General features: G+C 48.1%; 17 protein-coding genes. 5 read left to right on the forward strand and 12 right to left on the reverse strand.

The window, feature by feature from the left end:
- The first annotated feature begins 128 nt into the window (after nucleotides 1-128).
- Entirely contained in the window at nucleotides 129-446 is a 318-nt protein-coding gene (locus tag ACW5MY_RS13695) for a PepSY domain-containing protein (protein ID WP_003152366.1), read from the forward strand.
- Nucleotides 447-501: 55 nt separating this feature from the next.
- Here ACW5MY_RS13695 and ACW5MY_RS13700 read toward each other — a convergent pair whose 3' ends face one another.
- The 3 genes from ACW5MY_RS13700 to trmB form a co-directional block, all read right to left on the reverse strand.
- A complete protein-coding gene (locus ACW5MY_RS13700; RefSeq protein WP_014470832.1) occupies nucleotides 502-2199 on the reverse strand; it encodes an NAD-dependent malic enzyme in 1698 nt (565 codons plus the stop codon).
- Between the two features lie 79 nt (nucleotides 2200-2278).
- Nucleotides 2279-3124, reverse strand: a complete 846-nt coding sequence (locus ACW5MY_RS13705) for a YtnP family quorum-quenching lactonase (protein ID WP_014470833.1) — start codon at nucleotides 3122-3124, stop codon at nucleotides 2279-2281.
- A 58-nt stretch (nucleotides 3125-3182) separates the two neighbouring features.
- On the reverse strand, nucleotides 3183-3836 hold the full coding sequence (trmB, locus tag ACW5MY_RS13710) for a tRNA (guanosine(46)-N7)-methyltransferase TrmB (RefSeq protein WP_013353223.1): 654 nt from the start codon (nucleotides 3834-3836) through the stop codon (nucleotides 3183-3185).
- A 129-nt stretch (nucleotides 3837-3965) separates the two neighbouring features.
- Between trmB and ACW5MY_RS13715 the strand changes: the two genes are divergently transcribed.
- Nucleotides 3966-4241, forward strand: a complete 276-nt coding sequence (locus tag ACW5MY_RS13715; RefSeq protein WP_289394466.1) for a YtzH-like family protein — start codon at nucleotides 3966-3968, stop codon at nucleotides 4239-4241.
- Here the strand turns inward: ACW5MY_RS13715 and ACW5MY_RS13720 are convergent, their stop codons facing one another.
- The 4 genes from ACW5MY_RS13720 to thpR all read right to left on the reverse strand — a co-directional run bounded on the left by ACW5MY_RS13720 (nucleotide 4242) and on the right by thpR (nucleotide 7803).
- The gene (locus ACW5MY_RS13720; RefSeq protein ID WP_013353225.1) at nucleotides 4242-5039 is read right to left on the reverse strand and encodes a phosphotransferase family protein; all 798 of its coding nucleotides are present in this window, start codon (nucleotides 5037-5039) and stop codon (nucleotides 4242-4244) included.
- A 271-nt stretch (nucleotides 5040-5310) separates the two neighbouring features.
- Nucleotides 5311-6240 (reverse strand): YegS/Rv2252/BmrU family lipid kinase, encoded by a 930-nt coding sequence (locus ACW5MY_RS13725; protein ID WP_462061618.1) that lies wholly within the window; start codon nucleotides 6238-6240, stop codon nucleotides 5311-5313.
- Nucleotides 6241-6292: 52 nt separating this feature from the next.
- The gene (locus tag ACW5MY_RS13730) at nucleotides 6293-7225 is read right to left on the reverse strand and encodes a hypothetical protein (protein ID WP_013353227.1); all 933 of its coding nucleotides are present in this window, start codon (nucleotides 7223-7225) and stop codon (nucleotides 6293-6295) included.
- Between the two features lie 26 nt (nucleotides 7226-7251).
- Nucleotides 7252-7803, reverse strand: a complete 552-nt coding sequence (thpR, locus tag ACW5MY_RS13735; RefSeq protein ID WP_289393836.1) for an RNA 2',3'-cyclic phosphodiesterase — start codon at nucleotides 7801-7803, stop codon at nucleotides 7252-7254.
- A gap of 76 nt (nucleotides 7804-7879) precedes the next feature.
- On the opposite strand from thpR, the gene cysK reads away from it, so the two are divergent.
- Nucleotides 7880-8863 carry a cysteine synthase A gene (gene cysK, locus ACW5MY_RS13740; RefSeq protein WP_088613288.1) on the forward strand — a complete coding sequence of 328 codons (984 nt, stop codon included), beginning with the start codon at nucleotides 7880-7882 and terminating at the stop codon, nucleotides 8861-8863.
- A 36-nt stretch (nucleotides 8864-8899) separates the two neighbouring features.
- Here the strand turns inward: cysK and pepV are convergent, their stop codons facing one another.
- Nucleotides 8900-10294 carry a dipeptidase PepV gene (gene pepV / locus ACW5MY_RS13745; protein WP_289393837.1) on the reverse strand — a complete coding sequence of 465 codons (1395 nt, stop codon included), beginning with the start codon at nucleotides 10292-10294 and terminating at the stop codon, nucleotides 8900-8902.
- Between the two features lie 95 nt (nucleotides 10295-10389).
- Here pepV and ACW5MY_RS13750 point away from each other — a divergent pair, with 95 nt between their 5' ends.
- Nucleotides 10390-11694, forward strand: coding sequence for an NCS2 family permease (locus ACW5MY_RS13750; RefSeq protein ID WP_013353231.1), 1305 nt, complete (start codon nucleotides 10390-10392; stop codon nucleotides 11692-11694).
- A gap of 34 nt (nucleotides 11695-11728) precedes the next feature.
- Here the strand turns inward: ACW5MY_RS13750 and ACW5MY_RS13755 are convergent, their stop codons facing one another.
- On the reverse strand, nucleotides 11729-12889 hold the full coding sequence (locus tag ACW5MY_RS13755) for an ABC transporter permease (protein WP_289394467.1): 1161 nt from the start codon (nucleotides 12887-12889) through the stop codon (nucleotides 11729-11731).
- On the reverse strand, nucleotides 12886-13590 hold the full coding sequence (locus ACW5MY_RS13760) for an ABC transporter ATP-binding protein (RefSeq protein WP_013353233.1): 705 nt from the start codon (nucleotides 13588-13590) through the stop codon (nucleotides 12886-12888). The genes ACW5MY_RS13755 and ACW5MY_RS13760 overlap by 4 nt, the downstream gene beginning before the upstream one ends.
- 280 nt (nucleotides 13591-13870) lie before the next feature.
- Here ACW5MY_RS13760 and ACW5MY_RS13765 point away from each other — a divergent pair, with 280 nt between their 5' ends.
- A complete protein-coding gene (locus ACW5MY_RS13765; protein ID WP_289393838.1) occupies nucleotides 13871-14092 on the forward strand; it encodes a DeoR family transcriptional regulator in 222 nt (73 codons plus the stop codon).
- Nucleotides 14093-14220: 128 nt separating this feature from the next.
- Here the strand turns inward: ACW5MY_RS13765 and ACW5MY_RS13770 are convergent, their stop codons facing one another.
- Together ACW5MY_RS13770 and ACW5MY_RS13775 are read right to left on the reverse strand one after the other, a co-directional pair.
- Complete coding sequence (locus ACW5MY_RS13770) at nucleotides 14221-14940, reverse strand: pseudouridine synthase (RefSeq protein ID WP_014470837.1); 720 nt, start codon at nucleotides 14938-14940, stop codon at nucleotides 14221-14223.
- Between the two features lie 56 nt (nucleotides 14941-14996).
- A complete protein-coding gene (locus ACW5MY_RS13775) occupies nucleotides 14997-16634 on the reverse strand; it encodes a putative polysaccharide biosynthesis protein (RefSeq protein ID WP_289393839.1) in 1638 nt (545 codons plus the stop codon).
- Between the last annotated feature and the right edge of the window lie 134 nt (nucleotides 16635-16768).

Genomic DNA, 16768 nt, shown 5'->3' on the forward strand with positions numbered 1-16768 from the left:
ATTTTATTAGAAAAACAACCGTTTTCCAAGTTCTCAAATTGAATGGGCTGTAAAACCGCCGCTTTACTTAACACCGTCTGGCATCTTCTGTATAATAAAAACTACGACATAATTGGAGGTGCTTCATATTGAAATTACGTCATTTTCTCTTAGGTGCGGGAGTCGGATTATGCGCTGCCATCGCAGTGAAAAAGTATGCAATGAAACCTTATATCTCTTCAGAAAAAGCGCTGCGCATCGTGAAAGCGGCTTTTAAACAGCGCGGGCCGATAGATGGATCATGGATATACACAGAGCCCGAGCCTTACCAGGTAAACGGAGAAACCATCCAGGTATACAAAACTGGCGTGACACGTTCGGCATTTGGCGAGCTGGAGCAATATGAAGTTATGGTCAATGCAAAAACAGGCCAGATTGTCGATGTCATTGATTCTGTCGCCTCATAATTCGGACAAGCAAAAAATAAAGCCCAAAACCATCAGCGTTTTGGGCTTTATTCGGTTACATCGGCCGAATCCGTTTGTATACAGGGTGCCACATCGCGTCTTGCACCGTTTGGATCAGATCCTCGGGTTCCGTTTCCGCTACACCGTCCTGAATGGCCGCTTTCGCTACGGCTACCGCTACTGTTGCTGATACCGTCCTGAGATCCTCCACTTTCGGGAGCATCGGCGCCCCCGGCTTGCCGACGTCGACCATACCGGCAATGGCATTCGCGCAGGCAACGAACATATTGTCCGTAATCAGCCTTGCTTTCGTCACAATCGTGCCGAGCCCGAGTCCCGGGAATACGAGCGCGTTGTTCGCCTGTCCGATATGGTAGGTAACGCCGTTATACGCAACAGGAGGGAACGGACTCCCCGTTGTGACAAGCGCACGGCCTTCTGTCCATTTTATTAAATCTTCTGGTTTTGCTTCTGATAAAGTGGTCGGATTTGACATCGGCAAAATAGCGGGCCGCTTGACATGAGAGGCCATTTCTTTGACGATTTCTTCCGTAAATGCGCCTGATACAGTGGACGTGCCGATCAGAATCGTCGGCTTCGCCTGGCGCACCGTCTCCGCCAGATCAATTGATCCGCCTTCACCGCTGCGGCTGTACTCTTTCACTTCATCAGCAGGCCGGGCGTACGGAACCTGAAAATCACGCAAATCCTTCATGTCATCCGTTAACAGTCCGTTTCTGTCGATACACCAAAAATGGCTGTATGATTCTTCTTGGCTTAATCCGTCATGCACCATTGCTTCACGGAGCTGCTCAGCAATTCCGATGCCGGCCGTTCCCGCGCCGAAGACAACGACTTTATGTTCTTTTAAAGGCACTTTTGATGCTTTTGCGCAGGCTAACACTGCTGCAAGCGACACCGCGCCCGTTCCTTGAATGTCATCGTTAAACGTACAGACTTTATCTTTATACCGTTTTAATATGCCGCGGGCGTTAGCCGTACCGAAATCCTCCCAATGAAGCAGCGCATTCGGGAACGTTTCCCGCGCAAGCGAGACATATTCATCAATAAAACGGTCATATTTCTCGCCGCGGACTCTTGAATGCTGGTTTCCGACATACAGCGGGTCATTTAAAAGACTTTCTTGATTTGTCCCGGCATCTAATACGACCGCAAGCACTCTTGACGGGTCAATTCCCGCCGCTGCCGTATACACAGCGAGTTTTCCGACAGAAATGGCGATGCCGCCGACACCCCAGTCACCGATTCCCAAAATGCCCTCGGCATCCGTCGCAACGATTAAATCAATATTTTCATTTTTTCCGAACTGCTGAAATGCAGTGCGCATTCCCTCAGGATCATCTATTGATAAATACAGACCGCGGGGTTTTCTGTACTCATGGCTGTAACGCTGGATCGCTGTGCCGACGGTCGGCGTATATACAATCGGCAGCATTTCGCCTAAATGATCATTTAGCAGCCTGTAAAATAACGTTTCATTCCGGTCATGGAGAGCGGTCAAGTACACATTTTTGCTCAGCTCATCAGGCTGCGAACTGAACTGTTCGTAAGCCCGTCTCGCCTGCTCTTCGATTGTCAATATTTTCGGCGGCAGAAATCCCTCGAGTCCGAGTTCTTTTCTTTCCTCCTGTGTAAAGGCCACCCCTTTATTTAAAAAGGGCGTAGAAAGCAATTCTAAGCCGCGCAGGGTTGTTTTGATTTCTCCATCTTTCGTCACTTGAAATTGATTCACCTGTCTCTTCCTTTCAAAGCAATTTGTCTTAGGTTTGCTTTTATTCCCGAAATTCATACAGGTAAATCATTTGGCCCGCTTATTTTTTCTCCCGCTTGACAGACGCAGCCACTTCACCGTCTTCGCCCCATTTTACCGCTCTGTAAATCGCGTCGTGATAGAAAATCAGCCAGGCGTCTTTCTCCGCTGCGAACGTCTGCCATTTCTGCTTTTGCGGAATCGAGGTCATCGGATAATCATCATACGCCAGCACCCATAACGGATTTTTATGAGCGTTTGTCGGCATCAGGTCGGCAAAATGCACAGCCGTTTCCCCTCCGTCTTCTAAGACAATTACGCTGTGTCCGTTACTGTGGCCGCCGGTGTGGTGCATCGTAATGCCTTCTGTCAGCTGATACCCGTTATCAAAGGTTTCGACCTGATCTTGTACCGCCTCCCAATTTTCTCTCCAATATGTATTTTTCGATCTGATATTAGGGTTTCTCATTTCGTGCCACTCTGTCGCAGAAGTGATAATACGGGCATTCGGAAAAACAGAGACAAGCTCATCTCCGCTGTATTCCGTCAGACCGCATGCATGGTCAAAATGAAGATGGGTCATCGCCGCAATATGAATATCCTCACAGGAAAGCCCCAGCTCACTGAGAGATTTTTTCAGATTGGATTCCTGTGTTACGCCGTAATTTCTTTTCTGCTTATCGGAGAATTTCCCACTGCCGATACCCGCGTCAACCAATATATTCAGGCCGTTTTTTCTGATGAGAATCGGATCTGTTCTTAATTCAATCTGGTTCTTGTCATTTACGGGGTATTTTCTCGACCATAAAGGCTTCGGGACAACGCCGAACATCGCTCCCCCGTCCATATGCGTCACACCGCCGTCCAGCCACGTTAATGAAATATTCCCAATATTCAATGTCTCCATCTTCATCCCTCCTGATGTAATGGTAGCAAATGGCGGCATAAAAAAACAGACTCCCGCATCAGAGTCTGTCTTTTGTTCTCCATTTGGCTTCCGCCCGGTAAATCGGCTGGCCGAGCGCGGAGAATTTTTCTTCGTATTCTGTCATAATATTGCCCTTCGGATCGCTGTTGTGCAGATCGAGACTGACATCCGTCAGGAGCAGGCCGTATTCGGAAAAGCTCTTCAGGGAGTATTCAAATAGACCGCGGTTATCGGTTTTGAAATGAATCTCACCTGTTTCGCCCATTACTTCTTCGTATTTTTTCAAGAACGTTTTAAACGTTAAACGGCGTTTTTCATGACGGTTTTTCGGCCAAGGGTCAGAAAAGTTTAAATATACGCGTTTGATTTCTCCCCGTTCAAATACATCATTCAGTGTTTCCGCGTCTATATTTAACAAGCGGACATTGTGAGCTCCGCTGTCCTTTACTTTTTGGACGGCAGTGACGATGACGCTTTTAAACAGTTCGATACCGATATAGTTGATATCCGGATTCTGCTTGGCCATTCCTGAAATGAACTGCCCTTTTCCCGTACCGACTTCAATATGGATCGGGTTGTCATTGCCAAAGACCGTGTTCCACCGCCCTTTATACTGAGCCGGATCACTGATGGCGATGTCAGCGTTTTCTGCCAGAAAATCATTCGCCCAAGGTTTATGGCGCATTCTCATATGATTGACACCTCTATCTATAATTTCGAGTAACAACATACCATGAAACAAAAAGAGCCGCAAGCGCCTTTTAAAGACCCCGGCTGCATAAAAAAAGAGGCTCCCCGGTCCGGAACACTCATGTGATGCATAAAACCGCACGAACATCAGGTCCGGTTATTAAAGGACATATTGGCCGACCATCAATTGGATTGCTGCGGGACCGTTGCCGAATATGAACAGCTCGAGCGCGTCATCAAATCACTGATGGCCAACACCGGGCTTGATTCAAATATAAAAAACGTGCTCGAGGATGTATACCGCTACAGCCAGTCCGGCATCACGGCCGATTCCATCGACACGCATATTCAGGAGCACCAAAACCATTTGTCCCAATGGGTGGAGCAGATGAATTCGTACTCCTGACTACTTGACAATCCGCTTCATCAGGGCATGAAGCTCTTCCATGGCATCATGATACGCTTTGTCGTTTCCTTTTGATTTGTGCCAGGCAATGAAGGTGAGGGTCTCTGATAACATGTACCATGCCATCCGCAGCCGCAGCCCTTCCGTGAGCTTCATGCCGTACATTCCAAGCCAGCTGTCCCACGCTGGCTCTTCGACGTAATGATACAATAAAGGGCCGAGATCCATGGCCGGATCGGCTATCATGGCGCCGTCCCAATCTATTAAATACAGCTGGTTGTCTTCAGACAGAAGCCAGTTATTATGATTCACATCACAATGGCAGACGACTTTTTCACCGAATTGAACCTGATCCACATGCGCTTCCAAATAAGCAAGGCCTTCCTGGATAAGAGGCGAAAATTGCCGCACGGCAAAGACGGCCTGCTTCAGCTGCGACAAAAGGGCGCCCGGATCGAGCGGTTCTTTTCCCAATCTTTTCAGCATGTCGAGCAAGGCTTTGGATGTGTGGATTTTGCGAAGCAGCTCAGCCACCGGGCGTCCGCTCATATCCTTCGGCTTCAGCTCTCTGCCCGCCATCCAATGCTGAGCCGTAATAACGTCTCCGTTTTCCATCCGTTTCGTCCAAACCAGCTTCGGAACAATGCCTTCGGCGGATAACACGGCTAAAAAGGGTGAGCTATTACGTTTTAAAAAAAGCTGTTGGCCGTTATGTTTCGCATAATATGCATCTCCTGTAGCTCCTCCGGCGGGGAAGATCTCCCAATCGCTACCTAGTAATTGTCCCAACCAGTTCATATCAATGTTCAACCCATCATTTCTTAAAATATTTTAGAATAGGCCTCCAGCCTTTCTCTTTTCGGCGGAGCAGCCTGTCATAAACAATTTCTTGAGAATAAAAAAGACAGCTATTGAGAGTCTCATATGCTAATCAATAGCCGTCTTATAAATTTTAGCGCTACAGCACAAACTTCGTCAAGCAAAACTAGCAAGAACACCTGTGAATTCTGAAGATTTATGTCGTGAACCGCTCTTTGCCGAGATAGATTTGACGGGTTTTATTTGTTTATTATGTTTTTATTTTTAACGGCGCTCCGCCTGGCATAAGCCGAAACGGCGTCGTTCCGACAAGCTCGCCGTCAGCGTGAATCGGAATTTTCCCATCCGTTTCAAAAATGAATTCCTTCCCCTTTAAAATCGTCACTCCGTCCATTTTGGTATGCCGGCCAAAGCTCATCGCCCATAGAAAACGGTACAGCGGAAAAAAGGACAGGTTTTCTGCAATGACAATATCAAAATGGTTTTCGCGGGGATTTGCAGAAGGCGCCGCTTTCATACCGCCTCCGTAATAAGGATGATTAGCCGCAATGACAAACCAGACATTGCGGAATTCATGCTTTTGGCCGTCTGCGGTGCAAGCAAATCTGAACGGCTGAAACCCCGAGGCCGTACGTATATGCGCAAGCGGGTAAATCACAAAACCGAGACGCAGAAACCGAAGAACGCGCGAAAACGGAAACTCCGCGGCAGTCTTCAAGACCGAGGCATCGAAGCCGACAGACAGATGGTTAATAAAATAAAGAGATTGGGCTTTGTCATGAAAAAAGTTGATGTTTCCCGCAAAAAATTTCCGTGTGAGCGGGCGGTGCAGGCCTTTGATTTCATGGAGGAGCGCCGACTTCTTAATGCCGAGGCCTTTGGAAAAGTCATTGTACGAACCGGCAGGCACAAAGGTCAGCTCAATCTGATCCATTCCTTTCAGCCCGTTAATGACTTCATGCATCGTGCCGTCCCCGCCGATAACAAACAGCCGCTTCAGCTTATGATCCTGCATCGTTGAAATCTGTCTCGCCAGCACTTCCGCATGTCCTGGATGCCCGGTCAAAAAGGAGCGGTGGCTAATCCCGCGCCTGGTCAGCTCTTTTTGAACCGATTTCCAGACACGCCGGCCCCGCCCGCCTCCTGAGACCGGATTAATGATAAAAAACCATTGACTCATCGTTTGTTTTCACCTGCTTCATAGATGAAGAGACATCTGGCAAACGTCCGTTTTAATCAAGCCATTCCTGTCTCCTGCTTGATTGACTCAAGCCGTAAGACAAAAGAGCCTTCGCCGCCCTCAGCTGGTGGTGCTTGATCGGCGCCGTATTTTTCTGCTGCTTTTCCAGCCACTCTGCGGCAGTCCGTTTATCAGCTATATCCAGCCCGTACGGCGGCTCCGGATAATCAATATAAGACGTTCTGCTGAACAAAAGCTTCCTGACGGGAATGTCGGCCTGCTTTTCTTTCATGATTTGCGAAACGACCGAACCCGTCCGATTCAGGCTGAGAGACGGATTTAATACTTGGCGGGTGCTGCCGGAACCCCTTTCTTCCCAGAAACGATGTTTTGATCCGATATATACACTGTCTTCTTCAGCTTCCATAAAAGCAGCGCAGAAAATCTCCAGCGGGGAGATGATGACGATGCTCAATTCGACGGACGCCTGCTGAATTTGAAGAACCGGATGATACATCACAAAATAGGAATCGGGCAGCTTTTGAGCCAGCATTCTTAACATCCCGTCCCGCTTGACTTCCTGCGAAAGCTCAGACTTTTGAGAAAGCGTGGAGCTCGCCCATTTTAATTGAAAGTCATACAGCTGGGCTTTGAAAAAAGATGCGAGCTCAGACTTTTGAGACGGAAGATTCCCGAACAGCGCCTCATCTTCCTCCGGCTCATCAAACCATTGGTGCCTCTTTTCATTTATATCGGCCGGATTTTCTTCTTTTCTCTTTTTTAAGAAAAATTTTTTTCGGGCCGGCGCTTGATCGGTTTCACCGCCGGCAGCCGTTTCTGTTGCTTTTTCTTCTTTTTTCCGGTCAAACTCTTCAAGAAGGGTCTCCCAGCGTTCCTTCTTCAGCCGGATATACTGGTTCATATAGTGATATGGATCAAGCTCATATCTTGATATGCAGTCATGAATTTTGATGATTTGTGCCATGTGATTTCCCCACTCCGAATATTTGTTTATGTCAATTGAAACTGTGCGATTTCTTCGTATTTAGGCGATCTGTCAAGGTGGGTCTGAAACAAGGAAAACCGGCTGACGGCACTTTGCACCCTGCCGCTTTCAAACGGCACATCTTCCGGAAACGGCCGGTCTCCCGCCCACTTCCGCGCCATCGTCATGTGAGGATGATACGGCCGTTTTTCCACTTGAAAACCGGCTTTCAAAGCAGCCTGTTTTGTTTTTTCCCGCAAATCAAAGAGCAGTTCATTGTGTTCTGGCTCAAGGTGAAGCACTCTTGGCTGTCTGCGGTCGCCGAAAACGTCCAGATGCTGAAACTGTACGGTAAACGGCTGCACTGCCGACGCAGCATCTGCGAGCAGAGCCGATAGTTTTGCAAGCCGGTCTTCATCCGCGGCTCCGAGAAAAATGAGTGTAATATGATAGTCATGCGGATGCACCCATTTTTTGAATGTTAATGCCGGCTCCTTTCTGGCTGCTTCCCAAATCGGTTCAGCAATGTCAGCCGGAAGCGGAATGCCGATAAAATAATGCGGCAATGAAACTTTCATGCGAGGATCTCCCCCTCTTTGGTTATGGTGTTATTATAAAACGGATAAGCGGAGAGGAGAACCCTGTCCGCTTATTATGATAGGATATTATGTACCGAACGTTTTATACAGAAAGGATGAGCCGGCCTTGAAAATAGTAAACAGCACGGCGGAACTGATCGGCAGCACACCGATCGTAAAACTCAATCGCCTTCAGCCAGAAAATGCAGCACAGGTCTATTTAAAATTAGAATCTTTTAACCCAAGCGGCAGTGTCAAAGACAGAGCGGCTTACAATATGATCATTGAAGCGGAAAAAAGCGGACATCTAAAACCCGGCTCTGTCATCATTGAACCGACAAGCGGCAATACAGGCATCGGCCTGGCGATGAACGCGGCGGCGCGCGGCTACAGGGCAATCCTCGTCATGCCTGACACGATGACGAAAGAACGCATCAACCTGCTGAAAGCGTACGGTGCGGAGGTTGTGTTAACACCGGGGGCGGAAAGAATGCCCGGCAGCATTAAAAAAGCGAAAGAACTTGCCGAACAGATCCCCGGAAGTTTTATCCCGATGCAATTCGATAACAGCGCAAACCCCGATGCCCACCGAAAAACGACCGCCATTGAAATCTATCAGGCCGTTTTGCAGCTCAACAAACCGCTCGGTGCTTTTGTGGCAACGGCGGGGACGGGCGGAACCATTACCGGAACCGGAGAAACGCTGAAAGAGCTTTTCCCGGATTTGACCGTCCATGTCGCCGAGCCGGCGGGTTCCCCCGTATTATCAGGCGGAAAACCCGGCGCCCATAAGCTTGTCGGGACAAGCCCCGGGTTTATTCCAGACATATTGAATCAGGACGTTTACGATGAAATCATGAAAATTTCTGATGAAGATGCGTATACGACAACCCGGCGTCTTGCCAGAGAAGAAGGAATACTCGTCGGACCGTCTTCAGGCGCCGCCTGCTTCGCTGCCATTGAAACCGCAAAACGCCTCCCTTCCGAGCAGATCGTCATCTGTATGACGGCCGATACGGGAGAACGTTATTTATCAACGGATTTATGGTCATTTGAATGATAAAAAGGGATGCCGCTTTCGGCGTCCCTTTTGTTATCACTTGGCAAGCTCATAAATGGCTTGAGCGTATAAGGCGGTTGACCGGAGAAGGTCATCAATCTCAATGTACTCATCCTTTTGATGCGCGCTGTCAGGCCTGCCGGGAAACAGCGGCCCGAATGCGACGCCAGCCGAAAGGGATCTCGCATACGTTCCTCCGCCGATTGAAATCAGATCCGCTTTCTTTCCCGTCTGCCCTTCGTATACGTTCTGAAGCGTCTTTACGAGCGGATGATCGGCAGATACGTGGTGTGGTTTGCTGTCTTTAAATTCTTCAAGCCGGAATTCTTCAGCAGACATAAAGGCATCACGGATGACTTTGCTGTCTGAAGTGACAGGGTAACGAATGTTGATGCCGAGTTCTCCTTCCTCACCCTTATTGTATGTAAAGGTGCCGACATTCAATGTAAGCTCTCCGCTGATGTCATCCCTGCAATCAATTTTCAGCTTTTTGCCTCGTGTATCATTAGAAAAATAGTCACTGACAGTTTTGACAAAGTGCTTTCCGGCCTCATCCAGTTCCGCTCGCTCAAGGCATTCAGCAAGCTTTAAGCCAGCATTTACGCCATTATCCGGTTCCATTGCGTGGCATGATTTCCCGTACACCCGAAGCGTCAGTTTTCCATTTTCCGAAACCGCTTCACCTTGTGTTTTTGATTGCTCCAGCCAGTTGCTGAAATAGGCGTGTACGGCATCAAGACCGTCCCCTTCAATGACCGCTTCAGCGGCATCCGGCACCATGTTCAAGCGCAGTCCTGAACGGAATGACAGAAGCCCGTTTTTTGCGTCTTCTTTGTCAGAAGCGCTTTTTGCAATGCGCAGTGATGCGTCTATAATTCCTTTTTCTGCGTTAATGATCGGAAAATCTGCGTCAGGGGCAAATCCGACATCAGGCATTTTTTCGTGTTTGAAGTAGTGGTCCACACATCTCCAATCACTCTCTTCATCCGTTCCGATGATGATTCTCACGCGTTTGGATAAAGGCAGCTGCATGTCTTTGACGATTTTCAGCGCGTAAAACGCCGCCATTGTCGGCCCTTTATCATCAATGGCGCCTCTGGCATATATCCGGCCATCCCTGATGTCGGCTGAAAACGGATCGCTCGTCCAGCCGTCTCCGGGCGGAACGACGTCGACGTGGCACAGAACACCGACGATTTCGTCACCCGTCCCCCACTCAATATGGCCCGCATAGCCGTCAAGATTTTTTACGGTGAAGCCTTCTTTTTCACCGAATTCCAACAGTGAAGTCAGGCAGTCATTGACGCCTTCTCCAAACGGCCTTCCGGGACCGGCTGTTGATTCGTCCATTACGCTGTTGATTTGCAGAAACTTCTGCGTGTCACGAATCAGATCTTCTTTGTTTCTGATCACTTCAACTTCCCAGTTCATCACAAATCCCCTTTCTTGATAAAGACTTGCAAAATGTTGATAAAACGAATAATATAGATGATGTTTTGAAAAAATGTTCGTCATTGGAGGTACTTATGTTTCATCTCGACAAGCATCAAACGACAATAAAAAGAGAAATTACCGCGGGATTGACCACCTTCTTTACAATGGTGTATATCATTGTCGTCAATCCGGTGATCCTTTCAAATGCGGGAATTCCGTTTGACCAGGTGTTCACCGCGACGATTATCGCTTCCATTGTCGGAACTTTATGGATGGCTCTCGCTGCGAATTTTCCGATCGCCATTGCCCCCGGCATGGGCTTAAACGCGTATCTCGCCTTTCATGTCGTCGGCGCAGGCAGCGGAATTACGTATCAGACAGCTTTCAGCGCCGTATTTATCGCGGGAGTCATCTTTATTATTTTATCGTTAACGCCTTTAAGAAAACAACTAATAGAAGCAATTCCGGGCAATTTAAAATACGGAATTACGACCGGCATCGGCTTATTTATCGCTTTTATCGGCTTACGCCAATCCGGAATTATCACAGCTGATAAATCTAATTTAGTCGCACTCGGCGATCTTCATTCGCCCGCCGTCATTTTAACGCTTATCGGGCTTATCATCAGTATTGTACTGATGGTGCTGAATGTAAACGGCGCTCTGTTCATCGGCATGGCGCTGACTGCAGTCATTGCCTTCTTGACCGGCCAGATTCATTTTACAAAAGGATTTCTTTCATTCCCGCACCTGCCGGAGGGGCTGTTGATAACAAATCCGTTTGGAGCCCTCGGGGATGTCGTACATCACGGTCTGTATGCCGTTGTGTTTTCTTTTCTTCTCGTTACGATTTTTGACACGACCGGCACTATGATCGGTGTCGCCGAACAAGCGGGATTGATCAAAAACAATCAGCTTCCGAATGCCAGAAGAGCGCTTTTGGCTGATTCGACCGCTACGACAGTCGGAAGCATCTTCGGCACCAGCCCGACAACCGCGTTCGTTGAATCTTCAGCAGGGGTGGCCGCCGGCGGAAGAACGGGTCTGACGGCGCTGACGATTGCCGTTATGTTTGCTGTTTCCATGTTTTTCAGCCCGCTTGTCAGCGTCTTATCGGAAGTGTCCGCGATTACGTCACCGGCTCTGATTATTGTCGGCAGCCTGATGATGGGAGCGGTGTCGAATATCCGCTGGAATGAACTTGATGAAGCGTTCCCGGCCTTTCTCGTTATTTTGGCAATGCCTTTGACGTCCAGTATTTCAACCGGAATCGCACTCGGATTCATTTCATACCCGCTTGTGAAGCTCGCTAAGAAAAAATGGCGCGAAATCCATCCTTTAGTCATCATCTTTGCCGTGCTGTTTTTTATTCAGCTTTTTATTTTAAACGGGCATTAAAAAAAATCCCTTTCCTTTTTCGGAGAGGGATTTTTCACATATAAAGGGCGGAAAGAATCGCGGCAATGAGGCACCAGGCGGAACAGATGACTTGAATGAGAGTTAATGCGCTGTTTCTCGCCCGAAAATAGTCATCACTCTCTCTCTTAATTCCGCTTAAAACCGGTTTGTCCGTAATCCGGTCAAATAAAAGCGAAGCGGCGTACCGGCTGACGAGCATACATAAAATGAGGGCGGCCGGTTTCAGCAAAAGCGGAAGAACGAGAATAAGAGCCGTAAAAGCCGCGGTTAAAAGGTAAAGCTGCCGGAGATACCCGCCATTACGGATCAGCACTTTAAAAAACAATTCTTTCCACGCCGTGTACGCCGACCGTTTTGAAAAGATATGCTTTGAGCCGGGATAAAAAAACGGCTTGCTCCGCCCTTTATTTTTCACATTCGGCAGCTGCACATCATGGCTGAGCATCAAAACAGAGGCCGCGAATGAAAGCTTGCGCTTATTCTCCTCAAGCACTTCTTCCTCAAAAGCTGATAAAGAATCCGCCTCTTTCCAAGTAAATAGAACGGAGCAGATAAACAATATACAGCCTGACGGCCAAAGCCAGTACCACTCGGCGGCAAAGCGGATCATGAAAAACGCGCCCGCCATCAGAACGATCACTTTCAGCCAGCCTGACGTCTGATTCCCGAATGTCTGCCTGCTGTTTTTTCTATGCCGGTGCACCGCTAATATCGCGGTATGGAAGCCGAACAGACAGCAAAACATACCTGAATATGCCGAAAAAGTACAGTCACCGTACTGGCGCCATAAGGGAAATAACAGCACCCCAAGCACTCCCCATTTGATGAAAGATAGGAACATCGAATACAAGAGCGCGTACCGTTTCAGCTTTTGCATCAAATGTTTTGCATGCACCAAAAACACGTGATCCGCTTCCAGCAAAAAGGTGTGAATAAAACCCGTGCACAATAGCAGGACACTGAATACATACAGCCAGTCCCAGCCCAATACGCCGGCCGCCCCATCAAGAAGCCCCCTCCCGTTCAGCCATTCAGCGTATTGGTAAACGACGAATGCGGCAGCTGGAAGAACGATATACAGCGCGACCGTCCAATCAATGATCGTCCGGAACACCTTCCATTGATACCGCCAATAATGAAACATCCTTTGAAAAAACAAAGCCCGCCCGGTCATCGCTGACTGCCCCGAACCGCTGAATAAAAGCAATCTAACAATGAACGGCCCCCTGTTCTTTCCTGAAGCTCTTCTAACGCGCCTTGAAGAAGCAGAGCGCCTTGATCCAGCAAATAAAAACGGTCGCAGATTTTTTCGGCAGTATCCAGAACGTGGGTGCACATCAGAATACCCGCGCCCCTTTCTTTCTCAGCAATCAGCATGTCGGTAAACAGCTTCGTTGAGATCGGATCAAGTCCGATAAACGGTTCATCAATGATGTAAATATCCGGTTTCGCCAAAAACGCCTGCATGAGCATCAGCTTTTGCTGCATCCCTTTTGAAAAACCGGAAGGCAATTCATGTTTTACCGCCGTCAATGAAAATTCATCAAGCAGCCGCCCGGCCCGCTCACGCCATGCTCCGCTTTCTATGCCCCGTAATGATCCGGTCAGCTCGAGATGCTCCCAGAGCGTCAGTTCATCATAAAAACTCGGCCGCTCCGGTATGTAAGCATAAGATGAATCATTCCACTCAATACACCCTTCCATATCCCGGGACAGCCCGAGAATCGCCTTTATCACTGTACTTTTTCCCGCGCCGTTCGCCCCGATTAACCCGGCAATTTCTCTCGAATTGACCGTAAAAGATACATTTGAAATCACCTTCGGCCTGTCAGCATAGCCGGCGGATACAATGTTTGCATTCAATAAGTCTCCCAAGCTTCTCACTCCCCCATTTTCATACGGACACGTATAAAAAAAGTTTCAGTTTCCATACTAATAAAAGCGGGCCAGGCATAGTAATGCACCAAGGCGGCACCCAATTGGAAAAAATTATCGGCGCTTATTCCTAGATTCGTGTCCTCCATATCGTGTATAATGGAGGCAGTTAAAAGAGAAAAAACAGAATGTCTGCCTTTGTTGCTTATTCGTACGAAGTTTTAGAGTCGTGAGTTGTGGTATATCAAGTCCATCCGATCTTATGATAGGGAGTGGTTTTTTGAAACCTTCAGCAAATCGTATGCTGACTCGGATTAAATCAGTTTACATGTTCATTCAGGAAAAAGGCCTTGTGACAACACAGGAACTGGTTGATGAATTCGGCATTACACCTAGAACCATTCAGCGAGACTTAAATGTGTTAGCATACAATGATCTTGTTCATAGTCCTAGCCGAGGCAAGTGGGAGACAACACGAAAAAAAGTGAAAATTACATCTTAAGCGAACAATTACATAGGGCCCTTTTCGGCCTGACATGCTGCAAGGCAAAGGCAGCGTCTTTGCCTTGCTTTTTGTTCCTCTATATAAAAAACCCAAAACAAATCTGTTTTGGGTTTTTCTGATTTCGATTACATTTCAGCATCTTTCAGCGCTGCGAGCTCTTCTTCTGTCAGCTCGCGAAATTCTCCCGGCTTAAGCTCCGGGTCAAGAGAAACAGCCCCCATCGAAAGCCGCTTTAAATAAGCCACTTCATTTCCGACGGCCTTTGCCATCAGCTTCACCTGATGATACTTGCCTTCTGTAATAGTCAAATGAATGACCGTTTCATCCGGACTTTCGGTAATCGTTTTAACGGCTGCCGGCTTCGTCTTATAGCCTCCTTCAATCACAACGCCTCTTTCCAGATCGATGATGTCTTCCGGAGACAGAGGAGATGTTAGCCGAACCTCGTATGTTTTGGGTACATGCTTTTTCGGCGAAAGCAGACGATGAGCGAGCTGCCCGTCGTTAGTCAGAAGCAAAAAGCCTTCCGTATCCTTATCAAGACGTCCCGCCGGAAACGGTTCGAACCGCTGTTCTTCAGGCGTCAGCAGATCAACCACCGTTTGCTGGCGGCTGTCTTCTGTAGCGGACAGCACTCCTTGCGGCTTATTCATCATGACATAAATAAACTCACGGTACTCTGCCGGCTCTCCGTATACCGTGATGTCCTGTTTATCGGGATCGACATGGATTTTCACATCTTTCGCCGGCTCTCCGTCAATCATGACAGCCCCTGCCTTGACGATTTTTTTCACATCTTTTCTTGAGCCGAATCCGCTGTTGGCAAGCAGCTTATCAAGTCTCATCATGATCCTCTCCTTTAAAAAGAAAAGCCCGCGATAAGCGGACTATTCATTATTCCTCAATGGGCGGAATGCCTGCCTCTTCTCAAAACGCGGGGCAGACGGTTTCCAAACATTTTCTGCAAAAATCCGATTCGGTACGCGGCAAACATGTACACCGCACCGCCGACAGCAGCACAGACAAAGACGACAATCGCCGCATGCAGCTGGCCGCTTTGGTACGTGAAGAAAAAGCCGAGCAGCCATTGAGTCAGCTTGACCGCAACTCCCATCACGACGGATAAGACCGCAATTAAAATGACCCGTTTCATAAGCACTGTATACGAATAGCCCGCATGGCGCTTAATCATGATAAAACCGTACAGTAGAGAAGCGATATAACCGAGCGCCGTTGCCAATATGGCCCCGTCTCCCTGAAACAGCTTGATCAGCGGCACGTTCAGCACCACTTTTATAATGACGCCGATGAAAAGGCTCACGACAGCAAATTTCTGCTTATTAATCCCTTGCAGAATCGCGGCGTTTACGGTAAACAGAGAAAACAAAATCGCGACAGGCGCGTACCAGAACAAAATATCCTGTCCGATATCCGGGCGAAGGCTTTCAGAGCCGTAGAAGAACGTATAGGCCGGCCCCGATAACACGGACATCCCGACAACGGCGGGAATAACCAAAAACAGAATGATCTGCATCGTCTGGTTAATCTGCTGGTTCAAAAGCTTATAATTCCTGCTCGTAAATGATTCGGTAATCGTCGGAATCAGTGTCAGGCCGAATGCGGTCGCCAGTGAAACCGGAATCATCACAAGCTTCGGCACATAAAGAGTGACAATTGCCAGCATGTCCTGGCTGATGTCCTTATGGCCCGCCGCAATCATCGCTTTATTAAACGTATTCGTATCGATATAAGAATACAAAGGAATCGCCAGGCCGACAAAAACGTAAGGAGCTGCATAGCTGAAAAGCTCAATAAACATTTTTTTATAGCTTAAGTTTGCGGACGGGACGAGGTTCGGCTTCATCGCCAGAAGATCGCCCTTCCGCTTATTCCAGTAAATATAAAGGACGACAAGCCCTCCGAATGATCCGATCAGCGCTGCGAAAGTCGCATATCCGACTGCGATGACAAGGCCGCCGTTAATCACTCTTAAAATCAAATACGTCGCGCCCAATAAAAAGATGATCCGGGCAAGCTGTTCCACAACCTGAGAAACGGCTGTCGGCCCCATCATCTGATGGCCTTGGAAAAAACCGCGCACAAGACTCATAATCGGCACAACCAAAAGTGCCAGACTGACCATCCGGATGACATAAACGACGTGGTCAATCGTAAGTCCGTTATTACTCGTGCCGCCGAGAGATGTTTCCGCAAAAAACGGCGCCGAAATATAAAGAATCGAAAAAGCGATCATCCCGGTAACGAGCATAACCGACATTCCCGCTCTCAGCATACGCCTGCTCGTTTCATAGTCTCCTTTGGAATTATATTTCGAGACAAACTTTGAAACCGCGGCGGGAAATCCCATCGTGGCAATGTTTAAAAACAGTGTATATTGATTATATCCGTATTGAAACAAAGCTCCGCCCGTCGCTCCGACCATCGCTCCGAACGGGATCAGATAAATCATCCCTAAAATCCGCGATATATAGGTGCCGAGCGTCAGCACGAACGTGCCCCTTAACAATTTGCTTGACATGTTTCCTCATCACCATTTTCTACGAAGATTCAACTTTTCTATTTTAACACAACTGGGCAAATAGACGGTAATAATTACAGCGGAAAACTTCTTGGGAAAGCTCTAAAAAAACAAAATACGTTTAAGGAATCCCC

This window comes from Bacillus sp. Bwzl_19, from assembly GCF_054900515.1.